Origin of the sequence: Ureibacillus galli (assembly GCF_014836845.1) — a bacterium.
GTDB lineage: Bacteria > Bacillota > Bacilli > Bacillales_A > Planococcaceae > Ureibacillus > Ureibacillus galli.
Genome location: NZ_JACSQA010000028.1, coordinates 17,124 through 37,968, shown reverse-complemented (window position 1 = coordinate 37,968; position 20,845 = coordinate 17,124). Strand labels below are relative to the sequence as shown.

24 protein-coding genes are annotated in these 20,845 nt (G+C 36.2%); 3 read left to right on the top strand and 21 right to left on the bottom strand.

Translation table 11 applies throughout. The annotated features are described in order from the left end of the window. The first annotated feature begins 102 nt into the window (after nucleotides 1–102). The gene (locus H9636_RS15170) at nucleotides 103–453 is read left to right on the top strand and encodes a thioredoxin family protein (RefSeq protein WP_225230256.1); all 351 of its coding nucleotides are present in this window, start codon (nucleotides 103–105) and stop codon (nucleotides 451–453) included. A gap of 131 nt (nucleotides 454–584) precedes the next feature. Here H9636_RS15170 and H9636_RS15165 read toward each other — a convergent pair whose 3' ends face one another. From H9636_RS15165 to H9636_RS15130, 8 genes are all read right to left on the bottom strand, one after another. Beyond that, complete coding sequence (locus H9636_RS15165; RefSeq protein ID WP_191708413.1) at nucleotides 585–1,607, bottom strand: hypothetical protein; 1,023 nt, start codon at nucleotides 1,605–1,607, stop codon at nucleotides 585–587. Nucleotides 1,608–1,814: 207 nt separating this feature from the next. Beyond that, complete coding sequence (locus H9636_RS15160; protein WP_191708412.1) at nucleotides 1,815–2,159, bottom strand: GIY-YIG nuclease family protein; 345 nt, start codon at nucleotides 2,157–2,159, stop codon at nucleotides 1,815–1,817. A gap of 28 nt (nucleotides 2,160–2,187) precedes the next feature. After that, complete coding sequence (locus tag H9636_RS15155; protein WP_191708411.1) at nucleotides 2,188–2,973, bottom strand: DUF2087 domain-containing protein; 786 nt, start codon at nucleotides 2,971–2,973, stop codon at nucleotides 2,188–2,190. Between the two features lie 168 nt (nucleotides 2,974–3,141). After that, the gene (locus H9636_RS15150; RefSeq protein ID WP_191708410.1) at nucleotides 3,142–3,354 is read right to left on the bottom strand and encodes a hypothetical protein; all 213 of its coding nucleotides are present in this window, start codon (nucleotides 3,352–3,354) and stop codon (nucleotides 3,142–3,144) included. 55 nt (nucleotides 3,355–3,409) lie between these two features. Then, the gene (gene preA, locus H9636_RS15145; RefSeq protein ID WP_191708409.1) at nucleotides 3,410–4,690 is read right to left on the bottom strand and encodes an NAD-dependent dihydropyrimidine dehydrogenase subunit PreA; all 1,281 of its coding nucleotides are present in this window, start codon (nucleotides 4,688–4,690) and stop codon (nucleotides 3,410–3,412) included. A gap of 17 nt (nucleotides 4,691–4,707) precedes the next feature. Next, complete coding sequence (locus tag H9636_RS15140) at nucleotides 4,708–6,075, bottom strand: NAD(P)-dependent oxidoreductase (protein ID WP_191708408.1); 1,368 nt, start codon at nucleotides 6,073–6,075, stop codon at nucleotides 4,708–4,710. A gap of 27 nt (nucleotides 6,076–6,102) precedes the next feature. Continuing rightward, on the bottom strand, nucleotides 6,103–7,521 hold the full coding sequence (hydA, locus tag H9636_RS15135; RefSeq protein WP_191708407.1) for a dihydropyrimidinase: 1,419 nt from the start codon (nucleotides 7,519–7,521) through the stop codon (nucleotides 6,103–6,105). A gap of 31 nt (nucleotides 7,522–7,552) precedes the next feature. Then, nucleotides 7,553–8,791, bottom strand: coding sequence for a Zn-dependent hydrolase (locus H9636_RS15130; protein WP_191708406.1), 1,239 nt, complete (start codon nucleotides 8,789–8,791; stop codon nucleotides 7,553–7,555). A 309-nt stretch (nucleotides 8,792–9,100) separates the two neighbouring features. On the opposite strand from H9636_RS15130, the gene H9636_RS15125 reads away from it, so the two are divergent. Next, nucleotides 9,101–9,724 carry a DUF1643 domain-containing protein gene (locus H9636_RS15125; protein WP_318241035.1) on the top strand — a complete coding sequence of 208 codons (624 nt, stop codon included), beginning with the start codon at nucleotides 9,101–9,103 and terminating at the stop codon, nucleotides 9,722–9,724. 102 nt (nucleotides 9,725–9,826) lie between these two features. Here the strand turns inward: H9636_RS15125 and H9636_RS15120 are convergent, their stop codons facing one another. From H9636_RS15120 to H9636_RS15090, 7 genes are all read right to left on the bottom strand, one after another. After that, the gene (locus H9636_RS15120; protein WP_191708404.1) at nucleotides 9,827–10,354 is read right to left on the bottom strand and encodes a DUF2179 domain-containing protein; all 528 of its coding nucleotides are present in this window, start codon (nucleotides 10,352–10,354) and stop codon (nucleotides 9,827–9,829) included. A 348-nt stretch (nucleotides 10,355–10,702) separates the two neighbouring features. Continuing rightward, nucleotides 10,703–11,386, bottom strand: coding sequence for a cyclase family protein (locus tag H9636_RS15115; RefSeq protein WP_191708403.1), 684 nt, complete (start codon nucleotides 11,384–11,386; stop codon nucleotides 10,703–10,705). Between the two features lie 14 nt (nucleotides 11,387–11,400). After that, nucleotides 11,401–12,054: a zinc-binding dehydrogenase gene (locus H9636_RS15110; RefSeq protein ID WP_191708402.1), complete on the bottom strand. Its 654-nt coding sequence runs from the start codon at nucleotides 12,052–12,054 to the stop codon at nucleotides 11,401–11,403. A gap of 141 nt (nucleotides 12,055–12,195) precedes the next feature. Continuing rightward, nucleotides 12,196–12,453: an alcohol dehydrogenase catalytic domain-containing protein gene (locus tag H9636_RS19490; protein WP_191708401.1), complete on the bottom strand. Its 258-nt coding sequence runs from the start codon at nucleotides 12,451–12,453 to the stop codon at nucleotides 12,196–12,198. Further along, entirely contained in the window at nucleotides 12,443–13,324 is an 882-nt protein-coding gene (locus H9636_RS15100; protein WP_191708400.1) for a 3-hydroxyacyl-CoA dehydrogenase NAD-binding domain-containing protein, read from the bottom strand. The genes H9636_RS19490 and H9636_RS15100 overlap by 11 nt, the downstream gene beginning before the upstream one ends. A 19-nt stretch (nucleotides 13,325–13,343) precedes the next feature. Beyond that, nucleotides 13,344–13,958 (bottom strand): hypothetical protein, encoded by a 615-nt coding sequence (locus tag H9636_RS15095; protein WP_191708399.1) that lies wholly within the window; start codon nucleotides 13,956–13,958, stop codon nucleotides 13,344–13,346. 59 nt (nucleotides 13,959–14,017) lie between these two features. Then, the gene (locus H9636_RS15090; protein WP_191708398.1) at nucleotides 14,018–15,349 is read right to left on the bottom strand and encodes a short-chain fatty acid transporter; all 1,332 of its coding nucleotides are present in this window, start codon (nucleotides 15,347–15,349) and stop codon (nucleotides 14,018–14,020) included. 140 nt (nucleotides 15,350–15,489) lie between these two features. Here H9636_RS15090 and H9636_RS15085 point away from each other — a divergent pair, with 140 nt between their 5' ends. After that, nucleotides 15,490–15,810 (top strand): DUF3870 domain-containing protein, encoded by a 321-nt coding sequence (locus tag H9636_RS15085; RefSeq protein WP_191708397.1) that lies wholly within the window; start codon nucleotides 15,490–15,492, stop codon nucleotides 15,808–15,810. Between the two features lie 19 nt (nucleotides 15,811–15,829). On the opposite strand, the gene H9636_RS15080 is transcribed toward H9636_RS15085, so the two are convergent. From H9636_RS15080 to H9636_RS15055, 6 genes are all read right to left on the bottom strand, one after another. Continuing rightward, nucleotides 15,830–17,020, bottom strand: coding sequence for a thiolase family protein (locus tag H9636_RS15080; protein WP_191708396.1), 1,191 nt, complete (start codon nucleotides 17,018–17,020; stop codon nucleotides 15,830–15,832). A 13-nt stretch (nucleotides 17,021–17,033) separates the two neighbouring features. Then, entirely contained in the window at nucleotides 17,034–17,669 is a 636-nt protein-coding gene (locus tag H9636_RS15075) for a 3-oxoacid CoA-transferase subunit B (protein WP_191708395.1), read from the bottom strand. Beyond that, nucleotides 17,662–18,348 (bottom strand): CoA transferase subunit A, encoded by a 687-nt coding sequence (locus H9636_RS15070; protein ID WP_191708394.1) that lies wholly within the window; start codon nucleotides 18,346–18,348, stop codon nucleotides 17,662–17,664. Before H9636_RS15070 ends, H9636_RS15075 begins: the two co-directional genes overlap by 8 nt. Before the next feature lie 16 nt (nucleotides 18,349–18,364). Further along, nucleotides 18,365–19,081: a carboxymuconolactone decarboxylase family protein gene (locus H9636_RS15065; protein ID WP_191708393.1), complete on the bottom strand. Its 717-nt coding sequence runs from the start codon at nucleotides 19,079–19,081 to the stop codon at nucleotides 18,365–18,367. Between the two features lie 198 nt (nucleotides 19,082–19,279). Then, a complete protein-coding gene (locus H9636_RS15060; RefSeq protein WP_191708392.1) occupies nucleotides 19,280–20,113 on the bottom strand; it encodes an alpha/beta fold hydrolase in 834 nt (277 codons plus the stop codon). 238 nt (nucleotides 20,114–20,351) lie between these two features. Further along, nucleotides 20,352–20,843, bottom strand: a complete 492-nt coding sequence (locus H9636_RS15055; RefSeq protein WP_191708391.1) for a DinB family protein — start codon at nucleotides 20,841–20,843, stop codon at nucleotides 20,352–20,354. Between the last annotated feature and the right edge of the window lie 2 nt (nucleotides 20,844–20,845).

Sequence of the window (20,845 nt, the reverse complement as noted above, 5' to 3'; positions counted from 1 at the left end):
TACTTAGATAAATAATTTGTTCGATTTGTGGAATATTATTTGAAGAAGTTTTTGTCAATTCCTTAGTTTCCTTATAGGAAAATATTACATATGTATGGTAAGATGAGAAAAAATTATTTTAGGGGGACTTTTATCGTGGAAAATTTACAATCCGTAGAACAATTTGAAAAGCTAAAATCAACAGGCAAAACAATTTTTATGTTTTCAGCAGATTGGTGTAAAGATTGTCGATTCATCGACCCAGTTATGCCATCCATTGAAGAAAAATATGCTTCTGAATATCAATTTTTCAAAGTAGACCGGGATGAATTTATTGATTTATGTATTCAATTAGATGTTTTTGGTATTCCAAGTTTTATTGCTTATAAAGATGGTGAGGAAAGCGGACGTTTTGTGAGTAAGGATCGAAAAACTCAAGAAGAAATTGAATCATTTATTGATGGCTTAAATTAACAATTATAACTTCTCTAATTGAGGGTATTATAACTATACAATATAATATCACTTACCTTTGAACGGATTTATTTAGGCAAAAAAACAACATCCCCAACGCAGTAGGCGAAGGGGATTTTTTGCGGATGTTATTAAATAACACTTCGAATTAACCATGTTGCAGTACGGGCTATAATTTCTGTCCTTAATTGTACCAACTCCTCAAATTGATAAAAGAATAATATCTTTTTTTCTTTTACATTTTCTCCCTTTGGAGTTTGAGTTAAAACAAAGTGGGCAAACGATTCAGAGAAGTCTTCTTCCGGGGAATACATTGCATATTTTGAAACATAAAAATCTTCCAATTTGCCATGTCCTCCCGAATCCCAAAATTGTTTATAGAAATAGGTTAAATAGGCATCTTTATAAAAACATCCTGATTCTATTAAATAAAGGGACTTACACCGTTTCTCAGGAACCCAATAATTAATTTGAGATTCATTTAACGAAAGAAAATGGGCATATTCATGTAAGTATGTAACAAGGGTTTCGGAGGCAAGTTCAATATCTTTTTGATTCATCCCGAGGGTCCAATACTTTCCATACGGATCATAAAGGGAGACATAAGCGAGGGTATCTCCGCTGTTAAAGACTTCAAAACGATTAATTTCTTTCCGTTTATCTTCAGGGATTAGCCAACTAAAGCTATACCATAAGTTCTCATGATAAGTTAAATCTTCATCAGAAATATTTTGATCTGTGTAGATGACCTCCTGGACATGGTCGACATTATAAGTAGTGAGCACAGTTACCCCTTCATTCCCAGTTGCAACAGATTCTTCATATACAAGGGAACCATAGTCCTCTTCAAGATTTTTAATGATACGATTTCCCCATTCAATACAGGAATCATTATCTGTACATTGAATCTCCAAGGCACAAGTGCCTTCCCCTTCAATGTATATCTCATTACTATAACAAGCATTACCTAGTAAATGAACTTCGTCACTGGAAGTCTCCAATTTTTTTGTATCTACTTCAGAAACTTCTACAATAGAACTGGCTTCTACTAATGGTTTCGTCTCTAACGTTACAACTGGTTTTACTTCCACTGACTCTTCACAACCTACTAAAAACAAACTGAAGGCGATTAAGAGAAAGCGGAAAATTTTCAAAGAAATACACTCCTCCTACCAAATAATGTCTCTATATATTACGAAACAATCCGATATGAAATGAATGAATTGAAAAAATTTTTGTCGCTTTCTTGTTACATTTTCCTTATTTTATCGACAACAAAAAAGAGGCATCTATAAAGTACAGCGACACCCCTTTACCACAATTTTTAATACTAGCTCATTTTTAAATCACCATCTATATCGTTAGTTATAACCCCGCTCGCCGAATGGTTTTAACTTTTCCAACCATTTTTGTTCTAATTCCTTCAATGCTTCCTTTTCATTGAAATACGGATCGTTCTCATCTTTTTTTAATGATTCTAATACATTAATCGTAAAGGCATCTTTTCCAAATTGCGTCCAATCAACTTGGAGTGCTTTGTTTTTAAAAACTTGATTGTCCAAACTGAATTTCACACCATTAATTGTTTTTAAGTTACGTGTACTGTCGATAAACACTTTTCCATTTACATTGTTTTTTATTTCATATACCCCCGCCACAATGGCAACCTCTTGATACTGTTGCTTCAGCTCTTTTTTTCTATCCATCCGTACCACCTACATTCATTTAATCATGTTACTTTTTCAACCAATACATACTTCCATCTAATTTCCGATCTAAAAATCCATATTCAATTAAATATCTCCGAATCAATACATAATCACTGTAAATCGTTTTTAATAATTCATTTAACTCTTTTTCTGTATAAGTTACATTTGGATCAATACGGTTAGCAATCGCACGCAATACTACAATGCGTTGCTTTTCCTTAGGAGGAAACTTCGCTAAAGGACCAGATAACCCTTCCAGAAAATACTTTTCTAATATTTTAGACTGTTCTTCAGTTGTCACAGCATAACGATCATCTACCATCGTGGCATGTTTATGGGGCTCCACAAATGCAGGTGCATATTGATCCTTTTCTTTTAACAATTCCATAATAGCTAAAAATGTTTTAGCCTGACGTTCCTTCTCCTTTAACATAAAACGATGATGTCGAATTGTGGAACTACTGCCAATTTCCATTTCTTGTTGAATCTCTTTATCAGTTTTACCAGCATAAAATTGGCTTAATAACATTGTTTGATGCTCCGTTAACCCAGTTATTTTTTTATCTAAACTAATTAAATAATCAAATACAGAGTCATGATTTTTTTCAATATGCAAACGAATAAACCGTTCTGCTTCATATAAAACTTGTTCTTGAGGATATATAATTCCCTTTTCAACTTGTTCTCCACATAGTAAACAACAATATTTATATTGGTCTTCGGTATATCCACGTTTAATTTCATCCAAAGTTGCATTCCAAAATGGTTCCAACTGGTTCACTTCTTTACCTCCCGTGCTAAAAACTTTCATAAGTAATTGTATTTATATAAACGAAAATTTATTTTGTTTATTATTATACAAACATATTAATGAATTGTTTACGTTTTGTCAATCGAATAAAAAAACTTGTACGGATGAAAAACTTGTACGGATGAAAAGAATCCGTACAAGTTTTGTTATATGTTTATTCCTTACCCTTTAATTAATGATTAATTTTGATGCAATATATTTTCGAGATTCCGCTGTAAGTAATTGCAATTGTACGATTTCCCGCTCACCGCTATCATTACTTGTGACAAAGTCAACGAACGTGCCACTTAAGTTCTCGAAAATACTTACAATTTGATAGCCTTTTTCAAAATAGCTATCAATCTTTCTCTTCTCCTCTAAATATTGTAAATGATCTGACATAACTTCACCCCATTTCAAGGTTTCATATTCATCCAAAACTAAAAAGACTCTATTGTCACTTCGCTACTTTATCTATCTTGAAACGGGCTATGTTCGATTGTCTTTCATTCCACGTCATTTTGGGTAAAGGTTGTTTCAATTCAACCATATTGATAGCACCTTCAACAGGGCAAACAATCGCACATAAATTACATCCGACACAATCCTCTTCCCGTACTTTCAAATACGGTTCTCCGTTTTCGTTTTTCAACATATCAATACATTGATGAGAAGTGTCTTCACAAGATATATGGCATTTATTACAGTTGATGCACACATCGTTGTTAATGCGTGCTACCACTTTGTAATTTAAATCTAAGTCACCCCAATCGGAATATTTCGGAACAGCTTTTCCGACGATATCCATTATGGAGGCGATTCCTTTACTATCAAGGTAATTGTTTAAACCATCTAACATATCCTCCACAATGCTAAAACCGTGATGCATTGCTGCTGTACATACCTGGACACCGGTAGCGCCCATTAAAATGAATTCAACGGCGTCTTGCCAATTGGATATACCACCGATACCAGAGATTGGAACATCAATAAGCGGATTTCTTGCACATTCCCCTACCATATTAAGGGCAATTGGCTTTACAGCAGGACCACAATATCCTCCATGGGCACCCTTTCCTGCAACATGAGGGATCGTGTTCCACGTGTCCAAATCGACACCCATTAAACTGTTTATTGTATTAATCATACTAATGGCATCGGCTCCACCTTGAACGGCTGCTTCTGCTGTAATAGTAATATCCGTTATGTTAGGAGTGAGTTTGACGATAACTGGTGTTTTAGCTACTTCCTTTACCCAATAGGTTTGTTTTTCAACTAGCTCTGGCACTTGTCCAGAAGCAGCTCCCATTCCGCGCTCAGCCATTCCATGGGGACAACCAAAATTCAACTCCAACCCATCAACCCCAACGTCTTCAACCCGCTTTACGATTTCATGCCATTTTTCTTGTTTTGGTTCGACCATAAGGGAGGCAATAATCGCATGATTAGGAAAACGTTTTTTCGTCTCGTATATTTCTTTTAAATTTACTTCTAAAGGGCGGTCCGTAATGAGCTCAATATTATTAAATCCCGCTACCCGTTGACCATTAAAGCTGAGGGCTGCAAATCGGGAAGTCGTATTAATAATTGGCTCACCTAACGTTTTCCAAACGGCCCCTCCCCAGCCAGCTTCAAAGGCCCTTTGTACTTGGTATCCCGAATTGGTCGGTGGTGCTGAAGCAAGCCAAAAAGGATTGGGTGATTTAATGCCCGCAAAACTGATTCGTAAATCTGCCATTAATAGTTCCTCCCTTATTACACAATTTCCGATTGTAGTACAAATGAACGGTGAATGGCTTCTGCGACTTCCTTCCCTTGCTGAGCAGCAGTCACAACCATTGCCTCCCCTTGACCATTTCCAAAAATGACATCACCACATGCATAAATTTTCTCTTTGGAAGTTTGATAGGTTTCTGGATTTACCTCTACTACACCCTTTGAATGTTCTAAACCAAACCCTTCTATTAATAGAAGATGTCTTGATTGGCCAATCGCCTTAATGACAACGTCCGTTTCTAAAACAAACTCAGATTGTTGGACGGGGATTGGCTTTTGTCTTCCATCTACACCCACTTCGCCTAACTCCATTTTTAAACACTCTAAACCAACCACTTCATTTTGTTCATTTCCTATAATTTTTGTTGGTGTGGTTAACCAACGGAACTCCACGCCATCTTGCTTAGCAAAATCGTATTCAAATTGATAAGCCGTCATTTCATTTTTCGTTCTACGATAAACGATCTTAACGTTTGCAGCACCTAGCCGGACAGCCGTTGTAGCTGCATCAATAGCCGTATTTCCCGCGCCTATAACGGTTACCCTTTTACCAACTAAATCATCGGTTAATTCATCCATCTTTGTTCTTTTTACAAATTCAATGGCGTCATATACACCCTTTAACGTTTCCCCCTCAATCCCTAGATGAGGGACATTACCCATCCCGACGGCTACAACAACTCGGTCAAATTGGTTCAGTAGTTCCTCTGTCGTAATATCGACCCCTACAACTGTATTCGTTTTAATGTCGACATTCAGTTGTTTTACTTGCTCTACTTCCCACTGAACAACTTCCGTCGGCAATCGGAATGAAACAATACCGTAACGGTTTAATCCACCTGCCTCTTGTTGGGCTTCAAATATAGTTACTTCATAACCTAGTAAACTTAACTCTCTAGCTGCCGATAATCCTGCTGGACCACTACCGATAATGGCCACTTTTTTACCGTTTTTTTCTCCTACTTCAAATAACGGTTCCCTTTGTTGCATCGCCCAATCCGTTGCATAACGTTGTAAATGACCAATTGAAATCGGTTTCGTTTCGTTATTTAGAACACAGGCACCTTCACATAACTCTTCCGTCGGACAAACTCGTGCACAACTAGCACCGATAGGATTTGCTTCTAATATCGTTTTAGCCGAGCCTTTTAAATTTCCCGTTGCAATCTTTTTAATAAATTTAGGAATTTCAATGCTAGTTGGACAAGCCTTTATACAAGGTGCGTCATAGCAATATAAACAACGATTGGCTTCTTCAATAGCTTCCCTTTTTGTTAAACCAGGATGAATTTCTTTAAAATTATCAATCAAATTTAAAGAAATTTGTCCTCCAGTAAGTGTACTCATTTAATCCCCCCTAAAGTAAACTCGAGCTTAATTAGGTATTACAGCTTCTTCATCCCTTAATTTTTTTGCCAGTTTGCGTTTAATATATTTGCCATAATCAAGGGAACCTACAAATTGCTTGTCTTTTATGACATATTCGCCCCTCAATAACACACTAATCGGCTCGCCCGTTACTTCCAATCCTTCAAAAGCGTTATAATCAACGTTCATATGATGGGTTTGAGCAGAAATAGTCCGTTTTACCCTTGGATCAAACAGTACGATATCTGCATCGGACCCAACTGCAATCGTCCCTTTTTGAGGGTATAAACCGAAGATTTTTGCTGCACTCGTTGAAATCATATCGACAAAATCATTTAAAGAAATGCGTCCCTTTGCGACACCCTCTGAATATAAAACACTGAATCGATCTTCAATAAAGGGACCGCCGTTAGGTATTTTAGAGAAATCATTTAATCCGAGTTGTTTTTTACCGTTGAAGTTAAAAGAGCATTGATCGGAGCCAATTGTTTGTAGTTGTTTTGCTTTTAATGCATTCCAAAGAGGTTCTTGGTGAGATTTCGGTCTTAGTGGTGGTGACCATACATACTTAGCACCTTCAAAATCAAGTTTTTCCAATGCCGTTTGGTCTAATGTTAAATATGGAGGGCAAGTTTCACCATAGACGTCATAACCCTTTTCACGGGCTTTTATTATTTCATCTACTGCTTCTTTACAAGTTACGTGCACAACATAAAGGGTTGCTCCTGCTACATGAGCTAGTTCGATTGCTCGTTTTGTCGCTTCTCCCTCTAATTCAGGAGGACGTGTTAGAGCATGGTAAATAGGTGCTGTATTGCCAGCTAATTTTGCTTGTTCAACAAGTTCATCTATTACTGATCCGTTTTCACAATGTACCATTACAACGGCACCTGTCTCTTTTCCAATTTTAAAAGCTTTATATAATGTACGATCCGTTGCTTGAAATTCCTTTGCATAAGCCATAAATACTTTAATGGACGTAATGCCTTCCTTTTCTAAAAGAAGGGGCAACTCTTTTTCTGTTTCTTCATTTAAATCACTAATCATTAAATGGTACCCATAGTCAATGGCTGCTTTCCCCTTTGATTTTTCATTCCATTTTTCAATAGCTTTCGATAATTTGGTTTCACCTGCTGTTAAGCAAAAGTCTAAAATCGTTGTTGTGCCTCCAAACGCCGCAGCAATCGTACCCGATTCCCAATCATCATCGGTTACCGTATTATTAAAGGGCATATCTAAATGGGTATGCGGATCAATGCCTCCTGGGAAAACATATTTTCCAGTTGCATCAACCACTTCAGCCTCTGAGTCGATAATCTCCGATGCAATTTGGACAATCTTTTCATTTTCAATAAGGATATCGGCTTTATACGTATCCGTAGCCGTTACAATTGTACCGCCAGTAATGATTTTTTTCTTTGTCATTTAAACCTCTCCCATTCCAAATATTATTGAACTAAATGTGCGCTTCTTTCATTGCCATTTTCGTTTGAAGGTTTAATACTGTTTCTAAAAGAACATCCGCTCCCTTAACACAATCTTCAAAGGTTGTCTCTTCCTCTTCACAATGACTTTTCCCTTTTATACTTGGGACAAAAATCATGGCAGAAGGGATATAGGATGCCATAAATTGAGCATCATGTCCTGCCCCGCTATATAACCGTTTAGATGAATATCCATATCCACGGCAAGCTTGTTCAATTTGATCACAAATGGACGAATCAAAATGGACAGTATCCCGATCCCATAATTTTTCTTTTTCAACTTTACAGCCCGCATCAAAAGCTGGAAGGGAATGTATAATTTCTTCTACTTGTCTAATTTTTTCTGGCAGTTTATGACGGGCTTCAATAGTGAATATGACTTTGTCCGGGATAACCGTATGAATGTTTGGAGTAACGTTCAATCTCCCAATGGTATAAACGAGATCTTCGTCAACCTTTGCTAAATCATCTATAAGCTTTGTTATACATTTATTAGCCAAAAACAACGGATCCTTTCTCATGCTCATTGGTGTTGTTCCCGCATGATTGGACTCACCGAATATACGAATTTCATAACAAACCATACCTAATACACCTTCTACAACGCCTATCTCTATCTGTTCTGCTTCAAGTACTGGCCCTTGTTCAATGTGTAATTCTAAATAGGCAGAGGCTTCTTTTAATCGGTTTTCTTCAGCACCTTCATAACCACTTGTTTGCAATGCTTGTTCAAAGGTCACGCCATCTTTATCTGTTGATTGCAGCATTTTCTGCTTATCAAATTTATTAGATAAAATTCCTGAGCTCATCATAGAAGGTTCGAAACGCGCCCCTTCTTCATTTGTAAAATTGACAATCGTTAATGGAACATCCAGTTCAATGTCATTCTCCTTGATCGTTTTTATTGCTTCTAGTGCCGTTAGAATACCTAGCACTCCATCAAAACGCCCACCTTTTACAACAGAGTCAAGGTGTGAGCCCATCACAATCGGAGGTAGATTGTTTTTTCCTGGAAGCGTCGCATACATATTGGCCAAATCATCTACCCGTATTTCCAATCCTAAGTCCCGGCAACATTCATAAAAATAGTCTCGTGCTTGTACATCCTCAGCTGATAACGAAAGCCTCGTTACACCACCGTTTTTAGTGGCTCCAAAACGACTAAACATAATGATCGATTCCTTTAATCGAGCTTCATTACATTTGTACATCGAACAACCCTCCAATTGACTATGTTATAATTAGTAACATATGGGTTTATTGTTAATTATATGCTCCGTTATCTTCCTTAGAATTTAAAAGCGATAAATAGCTTCAATTCCCTCTTCATGTTCTAAATTTCTAAATAAACTCAAAGGTCCTAATGAAAATTTTTTGCCCTTAAACTATTCCATTTAAAAAAGAAGGGAAATTCATTATATCTCTCTTTATAAATAGTAAATTTGCGCTAATAATTTCGAGTTTAGAAGAATAATATGAATAACACTAAGTTTACATGGGGGTTTATGGGGTTGGAAAATGTGAGGGCAATTGCTACTTTTCAGCTAATTGGTGAGGAAGTTTACCGAACAAATACCTTTATTCAATTTGGAACTTCCCGAAAGTCATTAGGAGCTGTTGTGATGTTAAATCCAGGTTCGGCTCATTTAAAAGGCGAGGCAAAGAAAAAACTCATTATGAACGGTTCCCATACAGATGAAACAACATTAGACAATACCATGAAACAACTAGTTCAATTTATGAAAGCCACTCATTCCGAGTTAGAAGGAAGGCTCCACCTATATAATTTATTTTATGTACGTAATGCAACCGGAATCGAAGCAATTGAGTTATTTGAACACTTAAAAACATCAGGTAAATATCCAACCATTACTTTACCTTCTTTGCTAGAGATGTCCCAACATCCTTGGATCTTAATCGGTTGGGGAGTTGAAAAAAGAAGTAGATGGAGATTTTTTGAGGAAGAAAAAAAAGAATGGCTCCAACTAATCGAGGATAGTGGGATTCCTTATTTTGGAATCCAATCTGAAAATAACGAATACTATCATCCATGTCCAAATGGTCCTGCCAAAGCTGAACGACTTCATCAATTGATAGAGGCATTTAATAACCACATCTATTTATCTTCATTAAAAAAGAGCTAGGATTCCCCTAATATATTAATCAAAGCGAGAGGTATTTTACAAACTTCACTAAACCACTACTTAATAGAAAAAGAGCTAGGATTTAATTCCTAGCTCTTTCTATTATTTCATCTTTGCTATTTTCCTCATGCGATCAACTAAAAAGCCACCTTTAAAAGACTTCGGTTCATAGGAAATGATGAATGCCTTTGGCTCAATTGATTCAACAAGGTCAAATAGCTCTTTTTCTCGATTGCGTTTTGCTAAAATTTCATATTTATAACGATTGCTATCTCGACCTTCTCCGACAAACGTCGTAATAGCAAATCCATTGATTCTTAATGTATCGATTAGCTCTTGATTTTTATTTTGCGTATTGATCGTGACATACACATAACCAATGGCAAGTTTATTTTCAATTTTTGTTCCTAAAAACATGCCTAGTCCAAAACCTACTGCATATACAACCATAGCTAATAAGCTCTGGTCCCCATTAAATACTAAAGAAAGTCCAAATACATAAATGAGCATTTCTAATATCCCAAAAACAGCTGCAAACATCGTTAAATTCTTTACTAGAAAAATGGTACGTAATGTTAATAACGGTACATATACGAGTTGTAACACTAGTATTAATAAAATATTGGTCATTGGAAACGCCTCACTAAAAATAAGAGTTTTACTTCTATTCCTTATCCATAATTAAGTATTCTACTCGTAGGAATGGTTATGTTCTAGCCCTATTTTCAGCCTATCTTTTAAACAAATTATTGAAAAAAGCAGTACTTTAAGTTAGTATTCCTACTTTAATTTTCCCTATTTTTCAAAAATCAAACAACATAGGTATACTAAGGAGTTCCTTTATTATTCACGATAAAATGAGACAATTCCTCTTTAAACTTTCATATGGGAAAATTTTGTTCTGTCTAATATTAATTTTACTATTTGTAAAACTTGAAAAACACCCTCGAACATACGAAGGTGTTTTTTTATGATTATTTAATCGTTCAAAATGGCAACCGCGCGAACGGGAGAAGCTGTTGCATTTTTTAATTTTAATGGTAGTGCACTAAATGTAAAATGTTTATCTTTTGGCAATTGATCTAAGTTAACTAAATTTTCAATGATATAAATAGGGACAGGTAGAATTTTCATATGCACTTCACGAGCCATATTATCATGGGTATCAATATTTGCTAGATCTAATCCGACACATTTTACTTGTTTTTCGATTAGCCAATCTCCTGCACTTGGAGCAAACGCCCCTTCTTCAAAAAATCCTTCTTCTCCCCACTGTCCTGTGCGAGTTCGAATTAATACAATATCATTTTGTTTTACTTTAATACCTTGTGTTTCCATCGCTTTTTCCAACATGTCATAGGTTACTTCATCTTTTGTTTGTTTAAACGGCGTTAAATCTAAATAAATCGCTTCCCCGTAACAGCGGGTTAAATCCATTTCTGCTGTTGATTGACTGTTCCGTATAAAATGTAACGGCGCATCAATATGAGTCCCACTATGATCAGACATTTCTAAAAAACGAGATTCAAACCCTTCACACGGTTCTACATAACGTTGGAATGAATTTTCAAAAGTGGACTCTGGTCTAATAACGATTGGTGGGTGGGATAAATAAGATTTCAATCCATCATAAATTTCTAAAGTTAAATCAATTATTTTCATCAGTAAGTTACCTCCTACATTGTTATAACAACTTTACCACTGACTTTATTTAATGCTTTTTCAAACCCTTTCGTACATTGGGAAAAGGGTACTTTTTCTGCGATTAACTTATCAAACGGATATGTTGGGATGGCAGCTAATTTTAGTACTTCTTCATAATTTCCTCTTGTAATACCATAGCTTCCATTAATAGAAATTTCACCCCGAACGATTTGATCCATCGGAATCGAGAATGATGCGGAGTTAATACCAACAAGCACTAATTGGCCACCACGTTTTAATAATCTCATTGCCATTTGAGGAACCGATGGATGTCCGGAACAGTCAATGATTGCATCATAACCATTAAAGTCTTTTGTTAAAATCTCTTCTTCTGACATATACGTCATTTTTATTCCAATCGATTTTGCTAACTTTAGTCGATTTTCATCAACAGTAGTACCGAGCATATCTACTTGTTCGTTACCTGAACCGATTAATACAGCGCCTACACCAAGTCCGATAGGTCCTGGTCCAACAACTAATACTCGTTTACTGTGAAAATGCTCCACTTTTTTTACAGCGGTATAGCTTACCGCAAGCGCTTCAGAAATCGCCGCCACACTATCCGATACGTTTTCATCAATTGGAATAATATTTTTTATATCCACAACCATCAATTGGGCCATTCCACCAGCTTCTCTAAATCCATAACGTAAAGCTTCTATCGGCGTTTTGATTGTTTTATACTCGTTAAAATCACATCGATTCGTTTCGCCACGAAGACAGAATTCACATTGTCCACAACTTATATAAGGATCGATTACAACTCATTTACTTAAATATTCTGTTGCATTATTGTTCCCAACCGCGATTACTTCCCCTGTTACTTCGTGGCCTAAAACTAATGGATAAGTAACCCAATCGTAGCCTCCATGGCCATAATACATATGTAAATCACTTCCGCAAATACCAACAGCTTTTACCCTTATTAAACATTCATGATCTTTTAACTCCGGTACTTCATATTCAACAAACTTCACATCATGCTTGGCAGCTGAATTTTTTACTAACGCTTTATATTTCATTTCGATCCCCCTCTGAAACGACTTCAATGACTTGATTTAGAATATTGTTCTTTTTCGATTGATAATCTTCTACATCGATAGACTCCCAATTATAAAAACCTTGTTTTGTCTTAATACCTAACGAATCATTTGCACATTTCTCTTCGAGAATTGGTAAAGGGGTAGTGCGATTTTCAAGGGTTGGATATACGTATTTCGTAATAGCTAAATGGGTGTCTAACCCATTTATATCTCGTTGTTCGAGTGGCCCCGTATTTGCTAACCGAATCCCAAGACTCCATTTTGCAATAAAATCTAATTCATCCGCAGATACGATTCCCTTCTCAACTAATGACATTGCTTCCCTGGATAGAGCACTTTGAAGTCGATTGGCAACAAAACCTTCGATTTCTTTCTTTAATAAAACCGGTTTCTTTTTCACCGATTTTAATAAAACCATTACAGCCTCTATTCTCTTTGGATCTGTATGTTCACTTGGCACCACTTCAACTAAAGGTGAAATATTTGCCGGCGAGAAAAAATGGGTACCAATTAGACGGCTTTTTTGTTCCATTGTTTTCGCTACTTCGCTTATTAAATAACTCGAAGTATTCGTGCAAAACGTAACGTTAGAAGGAAATAAATGTTCAAGTTTTGCGAATAAATCTTGTTTAGCTTCCAAATTTTCAGGAATCGCTTCGATAATAAAATCTAAATCTTCAATCGAACAAAGTTCTTGAAGTATCGTAATATCAGATAGCTGTTCATTGTTCATTAATTCGATTCTTTTCTTTTCAAATGTTTCATAGATTGAAACGTCTACTCCGTGGCCGTTAAAATATGTCGCTAATGCAGTACCCATAAAACCGCCACCGATAATTAATATTTTCATCTATACGCTCCTTTTTTTCTTAATCAAGAATAGTAGCCTTAAGACCAACTGCTAAAACACACAGTTCTTTTATTTCGCACAATAAATTTTGATTAGCACCGAGTTGTAATGCATTTGTTTTGTGAATCTCGATGCCCTTCGGATACCCATCACAAATGTTAATAGCATATAAAAGCAGTTCTTTTAAAAGGCGAGATACTAAACCATCTCTTAATGAAGTTGATCGTAGATTACTATATTTTAAAAGTGTATCCGGTGCATATTCGACTAAGTATTGAATCCATTTTGGTAAAACATTAAATTCAGTTTGATAGTATTGAATACATTCTTCCTTTGTGGCAAAAGAAGCAATGTTTTCCTCATTCGGTAATGTTGAATTTTCATCCGTTAATTCAATAGCCTTCGATATCGCCTCAATTCCTGATAGCCAAGTGGGGATGCCACGAGAGATAATTGCTGCTGTTATTAACTCTGCTATTTCGGCTACCCCATTCCCTGTTGTTACTGCCGCATCAACAGCCTGAAGCATTTCTTGTTCTTCACGCCTTGCAGCGAATAATCCAACTAAGAGTAAACATTTCTCCTTACTAGTTAACATACCGTCCTTTACAAAATGTAGTATTGTTTCTTTCAACAAAAACACCCCTTACTTCTAAAGAAAAGCCCTTGTCATGGAACAAAGGCTTTCCTTTCTTAAAATAAATAAGACCAACATAAAATGGCAGCGATATAGAAAATACCTACAAATAACATAATCATAACTAAATATCCCATAATATCTTTTAATTTTAGACGGGATAAAGCTAATGCCGGTAAAATCCAAAACGGTTGAACTATATCGTTCCAAGCGTTACCTAACATAACGGCCATGGAGTTCTGTGCAACAGATGCCCCTAATGATTGAGCAGCATCGATCATAAATGGACCTTGCACTGTCCAGTGTCCACCCGCAGACGGTGCAAAAAAGTTAATAAAGAAGGAACTAATTAATCCCCAAAATGATAAAGTATGTTCTGTTGAAATATTAACGAATAAATGAGCAATGGTATCAACTAGCCCAGAAGCGGCCATAATCGCCATAATACCTGCATAAAACGGGAATTGTAAGATAATTCCTGATACCGTTTTAATTCCATCATTAATATGTTCTACATAACGAGCCGGAGTTCCAAGTAAAAGTATCCCAAGGAATAATATAATAAAGTTAATAATGTTTAAGTTTAATGAATTTCCGTTTACGAAATAGAAAATTGAGTAAACAATACCTAATATCCCGATCGTATAAGCTAAAATTTTACTGTTGTTTAATTTTGTTGCAAACGTATTATCTTCCAATAATTTAGGCTTTTCCCCTTGTGGTTCAGCGTATAATTCTGGATTAATTTCAATAACATTTTTAGGATCCTTCGGGTGTAACATAGCATTAAAGATTGGTAAAACAATTAATAGAACAATTGTTAGAATAATCATCGGTAAACTAAAAATCGTTTCAGCCAAGTTAATAAGCCCCATTTCCCCTTCTAAGAAATGACCTGGTGTTGAAATTAAAATTGGTATGGAAGCTGATAATCCTAAACCATAAAATGTAAAGCCTGAATAAGCTGCAGCAATAATTAACGGATAGTGAACTCCCTTAACCCGTATAGCTAGCTTTTTTGCAATAATTCCACCGACGACTAAACCAAATCCCCAGTTTAAATAACTACCGATAGCACCTACAAGCGTTGCAACGATAACTGCTGTTTTAGGTGATTGAACTTTACTCGCAATCTTGTTTAATAATTTATCCGTTGCTGGTGCGGTTGCTAATACATAACCAAATACTAATATAACGGCCATTTGAGTTGTAAAGGCTAATAAATCCCAAAATCCATCACCCCAAGCTGTTGTAAGCTGAGTGAAAGAAATATCTTCTATTAAAAGCGCTAAAATAAATGTTAGTATTGTTAATCCAATTGCAAATACAAATGGATCCGGCATGTATTTCTTCATTAAATTAGTAAAGAAGTTTGTTAATTTTCCCACGGTATTTCCCCCTTATATTTAAGCGTTTACATTTTCTGATTCGAAAATATCCCCTCGTTATTTTTAAAATTATAAATCTACTAAAAACTTTCATTTTACATGGTAAAATATTTAAAAATACTCTATCTGGAGGAACTAATATGCAAAACTTATCTTCAATACTTGTGACAGCTTATGCAAAAGCTCCTCAAGGCACTTCTATGTATGAAGTGTACAAGCACGCAGGGATTGTTTTAGAAATCGATAAAGAGACTCATAAAATTATCGACGCTGAGTTTACTTTTGTAACAAGACTCGCACAAGACTTTTTCAAACGTATGCTTGTCGGTTTTGACCTTACATCCGATATAGATGAATTACTTTCCCGTGTTGAAGAGCATTATGTAACACCATCAACCGGTTCTGTCATTGTAGCCATTAAATCTGCCCAAAAACGATACTTAGAGAAGATTAAACAATAGTATCAGAAACTGCCAAATGTTATATTTGGCAGTTTTCAACTATGGTCGAAATTCCTAGTCCCCCCGCAATACATAAAGTAACTAGACCATAACGTTTACCGGTTCTTTCTAACTCGTGAATTAATTTTGTCATTAAAATAGCCCCTGTTGCGCCAATTGGATGACCTAATGCAATGGCTCCTCCATTTGGGTTCACTTTTTGAATATCTAAATTTAACTCTTCGATAACTGCTAAAGACTGAGCTGCAAACGCTTCATTTAATTCAATAACATCGATATCTTCTATCGTTAAATTGGCTTGTTTCAATGCCTTTAACGTTGCAGGTACCGGTCCAATCCCCATAATGGTTGGATCTACTCCAGCTGCAGCCTGAGCAATAATTTTCACTTTAGGTTTTAAACCTAATTGGTCTGCTTTATCCTTTGACATGACTAATAATGCTGAAGCACCATCATTTCTCCCGCTACTATTACCCGCTGTAACAGAACCATCTTTTCGAAATACAGGTTTTAATGTTGATAGTTTTTCAATAGAAGTAAGTCGCGGATGTTCATCAACGGAAAATACTGACGTTGATTTTCTCTCCTTCACTTCATACGGGATAATTTGACTTTCAAAATGACCTTCCTCAATAGCGTGGTGGGCACGGTCTTGGCTTAATTGAGCAAAGGCATCCTGGTCATCACGAGATATTTTATACTTCTGTGCGAGGTTTTCTGCTGTTTCCCCCATCGTTTGAATGTTATAATGCTCAGGTTGTGACCCCGGTTGACTTTCTGTATTCGGATCGAGAATTAAGCCGTTGCCTGCTCCGTAACCATAACGAGCATTTCGAATATAATAAGGAGCGGTACTCATCGATTCTGTTCCACCAGCAATAACGATATCACTTAACCCTAAAGCAATTTGTTGAGCGGCATTATTAATCGATTGTAAACCCGACCCACATTGACGATGTACGGTATAAGCTGGTACTTCGATAGGTATGTTTGCGCGCAAAGCAGCAACGCGAGCTACATTTGATTGATCTGCACTTTGTTTTGCTTGTCCTAAAATGACTTCATCTACTTCACTACGATCGATCCCTGTTCGTTCTACGAGTGCACTTATTACCTTTTCAGCAAGATAATCAGCTGTTTCATTTATTAATGAACCACCTAATTTCCCAATCGCAGTACGAACTCCGTCGATAATTACAACTTCCTTCATAACGCCTTTCCTCCTATTCAAGCGATTTTATAAACTCCGCTTCTGTATTTTTTTCAACTTCCTCAAGCCTTACTCCCGGCATTAATTCCGTTAAATGCAAATTGCCGTCCAAATATCGAAATACCGCTAATTCAGTAATAATCATATCCACACTTCTATTAGAAGTAATAGGATAAGTACATTCCTTCATTATTTTACTTTTTCCATCCTTAGATGTATGTGTAGTCGTGACGATTACTTTCTTTGCACCTTCTAGTAAATCCATCGCCCCTCCAACACCGATAATATTTTTTCCAGGTACTGCCCAGTTTGCGATATGAGCCTCCCTATCAACTTGTAGTACTCCTAAAATAGCGACATCTATATGTCCACCACGAATCATGCCAAATGAATCTGCGCTATTAAAAAAGGATGATCCAACCCCTTCTCCAACCGGTTGTTTTCCAGCATTCACTAAGTTTGGATCCATCTTTTCTTCTAACACATCTTCCACACCGAGCATGCCATTTTCCGTGTGGAAAAATACTTTTTTATCCTCTACATACTTTGAAACTAAAGTCGGAATACCAATTCCTAAATTGATGACTTCTCCTTCTCGTAGTTCCTGTGCTGCCCTTTTTGCAATTAATTCTTGTATTGGGTTAGCCATTGTCAACTACACCTTCCTTTGTTAACACTTTTTTAGCAACGATCACTCCGTCAACAAAAAGATGGGGTGTGACAATTTCATCGCTTTTTAATTGACCAACTTCTACAATTTCATCCACTTCAGCAACAACGTATTGTGCCGCTGTAGCCATTATTGGATTAAAGTTCCTTGCCGTTTTATAGTAAATTAAGTTTCCAAGTGTATCCGCTTTATGTGCTCGAATGATTGCAACATCTGCTTTTAAAGCTTTCTCAAAAACATATTCTTCTCCATCAATTACTTTTATTTCTTTTCCTTTTGCAAGATCTGTTCCAACGGAAGTTTTTGTATAATAACCACCAATTCCAGCTCCACCTGCACGAATGGATTCAGCTAATGTCCCTTGTGGCATTAATTCAATTTCAAGTTCTCCTCGTTGATAAGCTTCACCAACGTCACGATTACTAGTGAAATAGGAGCCAATTGCTTTTTTCACCTTTTTTTGTAGAAGCAGTTTTCCTAATCCTTTTCCCTGCTCACCTAAGTTATTGCTTATAATTGTTAGGTCTTTTACATTTAATTCCACTAATGCATCGATTAACGTTAAGGGCGCTCCAACAAGTCCAAAACCACCTACCATAATCGTTTGGTTGCTTTGAACAGTAGCCAGCGCCTCTTTTTCTGTTTTGAAAATTTCCATTGTTGTCATCACCCCGTTATTTCTCTATTAACGCATCACTAATCTCAAACCAAGATGGAATTCCTGCAGTTAACAGGCAAGCATATCCTAACTCGGCTAGTTGTGCTTCTTGGACGCCTACATCTCTTGCCTTTTTAGCCCAAACATCCGTTTCTTCGTTATTTAAAGTTGTTGTATAAATACCCGTCATTAAAATATGTTTCATTTGTGTTGTAACACAATTTGTTTCAAGCAATTTCGCTTTTAAAACGTTTACATCTGTACAATCAGAAAGGGTAGCCAACTGTTCAAAATAGGATCTACTTTGTTCTGTTTTTGCAAACTCACCATAAAAACGAATAATCTCTGAAACCTTACTTTCATGTGATATTTTTATAGATTTTGTTTCCGTTAACTCTAAGGCATATTCGAAGGATTGCAATCCGATTTGTAATGCTTTTTCACCTCCGTAGTGATATGCCACTAATAAGTATTCCGCAAGCTCTTCTAACGTAGCTCCACCATCTATAGAACCTTTTGTATGATAAACCATGCTTCGTGCATATAATCGTGCGGCATTCATCCCAACTAATAAAATATCTTTCTCTTTAACTGATAAAGCGCCAGCAGACATTGCAGCTCCTCGAAGAGCAGTATAATGTTGTAACATTTCTGGATTGTAGTCGTACATTTTTTGGACCCATCCAGGAATTACGCCATATACTTTTTTAAAGTAGTCGAGTCCTAATGACACGTGATATTCCCCCTTAGAAAATAAAAAATGGCCACACTCCTCCCGACAACGAAAAAACGTATGTCGCTTTGAGGAATGCAGCCAACTATTCGAATCGGTTATAAAAGGAAAGTTCGTTTCCTTACGCCTCTTCGATAGGCTATACATTTATGATTTGATATAATATTTGCATAATTTTCGCCAAATTTCAACTCTTTTTTACAAATTTTTTAGAAACTGAACGATTGCTTTATTTACTTCAGGTCGATTAGAAAATACCAATGTATAATGGTTGCTTTGTGATGTAACTTTATGAATATTTTTAGCAAATTGTAGAGTTTCACCGTAATGCTCTGCTAAAAATAAGGCTGGATTCGTACCAATGTTACCTTCTGAGTGAATTAATAAAATTGGGCATTGAATTTTTGAAAAGACTTGTGAAGGATTATAGTCAAAGAAACTCTCTAAATCTTGACGAATTTTTATTTCATCTGATTTATTTTTCCAGTAGCCATCCACATTGGCAATTTCATAATGACCAACACTTTCAAGATGTTCAGTCCATTCCACGCCGAGACGACCATATATCCCTTTAATTTCCTCTATGTAGCTTTGGGCATTTTCGTATAACTTACTAATTCGACCTAACGAAGGTTCAATAATGTTCCGTTGATGATCCGTTGCAGTTGCCGCACCATCCAATAAGATGACACCTTTCACATCAGATCGTTTACGTGCAACATTTGCCATAATAAAGGCACCCATGGAGTAACCCATTAATATAGGATTTTCGATCTCCAACTGTTCTAAAAGTGCAAGAATATCTTGTGTATGTTGTTCAATACTTGTATTTTCTGAAGCTGGTCCACTATTTCCACGCCCTTTTAAATCGACCGAAATAAAACGATAATCGTCTTTTAGCAGTTCCGCATAATAATGCATTTGTTTATGATTACCCGTTAACCCATGAACGGCTACAACTGTTCCTTGAGCTCCTGGATAATCTGCATAAAATAATGGTCCCCCATTAATATTCACTACATTTGTCTCCACATCTACCCCTCCTCAATATTAGAATTATTTTTACACTCAGCGTTTTTAATTGTCAAATTTCATTTTCTACCATTAATTTATTATTTTAATATAATTACAAATTCATTTTTAGCAGTGCAGCTATCAACCTTTATTCGATCTTAGCGTATCAAAAAAATACTATTTTTATAGGGGGAGAAAAAAGTAGGAATCCGAACAACAGATCCTACTCCAGAATACAAATATTTAACACCGAAATTTAAACAACCTTTTCTAATTCTTTTTTTATTTCTTCTATTTGTCCGATATGACGCTTTTCATGGTATCCAACAAGGGAAATCCATTGTTTTATAGACAATACTCCAAAACGACGATGCTCGAAAGTTTTTCCATTAAGCTCATCTTCACTTAAATTCTGAATTACTTTTTCTAATGAATCTCTAGATTGGGATAATTTCTTTTTTAACTCTTCTAATGTTTGAAAATTATTCGAAGGATTTAAAATTTCCGGAGCAGCAATTTTTTTAGTCCGGTCTGCCACCATTTGAACAGGAAATGTCCCCGGCACTTCGAATTCATTTTGGTTCAAAGCATGCTGAATTAATCTTACGACATTTTTCTCCATTAAATGTAAATGTTCTAGTACTTGTGCTATACTCCAGTTCCCCTCTTCTACTACCTCGTTTAATTGTGCATCTGTTAGACCCGTTACACTATTCCAAATTTCTTCACGGACATTTTTAATCTCCATTT

Excerpts from the sequence above, each read along its gene's own strand:
- H9636_RS15170 (WP_225230256.1), top strand. The coding sequence starts at position 103 with ATGAGAAAAAATTATTTTAGGGGGACTTTTATCGTGGAAAATTTACAA.
- H9636_RS15160 (WP_191708412.1), bottom strand. The coding sequence starts at position 2,159 with ATGGATAGAAAAAAAGAGCTGAAGCAACAGTATCAAGAGGTTGCCATT.
- H9636_RS15155 (WP_191708411.1), bottom strand. The coding sequence starts at position 2,973 with ATGAAAGTTTTTAGCACGGGAGGTAAAGAAGTGAACCAGTTGGAACCA.
- H9636_RS15150 (WP_191708410.1), bottom strand. The coding sequence starts at position 3,354 with ATGTCAGATCATTTACAATATTTAGAGGAGAAGAGAAAGATTGATAGC.
- preA (WP_191708409.1), bottom strand. The coding sequence starts at position 4,690 with ATGGCAGATTTACGAATCAGTTTTGCGGGCATTAAATCACCCAATCCT.
- H9636_RS15140 (WP_191708408.1), bottom strand. The coding sequence starts at position 6,075 with ATGAGTACACTTACTGGAGGACAAATTTCTTTAAATTTGATTGATAAT.
- hydA (WP_191708407.1), bottom strand. The coding sequence starts at position 7,521 with ATGACAAAGAAAAAAATCATTACTGGCGGTACAATTGTAACGGCTACG.
- H9636_RS15130 (WP_191708406.1), bottom strand. The coding sequence starts at position 8,791 with ATGTACAAATGTAATGAAGCTCGATTAAAGGAATCGATCATTATGTTT.
- H9636_RS15120 (WP_191708404.1), bottom strand. The coding sequence starts at position 10,354 with ATGACCAATATTTTATTAATACTAGTGTTACAACTCGTATATGTACCG.
- H9636_RS15115 (WP_191708403.1), bottom strand. The coding sequence starts at position 11,386 with ATGAAAATAATTGATTTAACTTTAGAAATTTATGATGGATTGAAATCT.
- H9636_RS15110 (WP_191708402.1), bottom strand. The coding sequence starts at position 12,054 with ATGGCCCAATTGATGGTTGTGGATATAAAAAATATTATTCCAATTGAT.
- H9636_RS19490 (WP_191708401.1), bottom strand. The coding sequence starts at position 12,453 with ATGAAATATAAAGCGTTAGTAAAAAATTCAGCTGCCAAGCATGATGTG.
- H9636_RS15100 (WP_191708400.1), bottom strand. The coding sequence starts at position 13,324 with ATGAAAATATTAATTATCGGTGGCGGTTTTATGGGTACTGCATTAGCG.
- H9636_RS15085 (WP_191708397.1), top strand. The coding sequence starts at position 15,490 with ATGCAAAACTTATCTTCAATACTTGTGACAGCTTATGCAAAAGCTCCT.
- H9636_RS15080 (WP_191708396.1), bottom strand. The coding sequence starts at position 17,020 with ATGAAGGAAGTTGTAATTATCGACGGAGTTCGTACTGCGATTGGGAAA.
- H9636_RS15075 (WP_191708395.1), bottom strand. The coding sequence starts at position 17,669 with ATGGCTAACCCAATACAAGAATTAATTGCAAAAAGGGCAGCACAGGAA.
- H9636_RS15070 (WP_191708394.1), bottom strand. The coding sequence starts at position 18,348 with ATGGAAATTTTCAAAACAGAAAAAGAGGCGCTGGCTACTGTTCAAAGC.
- H9636_RS15055 (WP_191708391.1), bottom strand. The coding sequence starts at position 20,843 with ATGGAGATTAAAAATGTCCGTGAAGAAATTTGGAATAGTGTAACGGGT.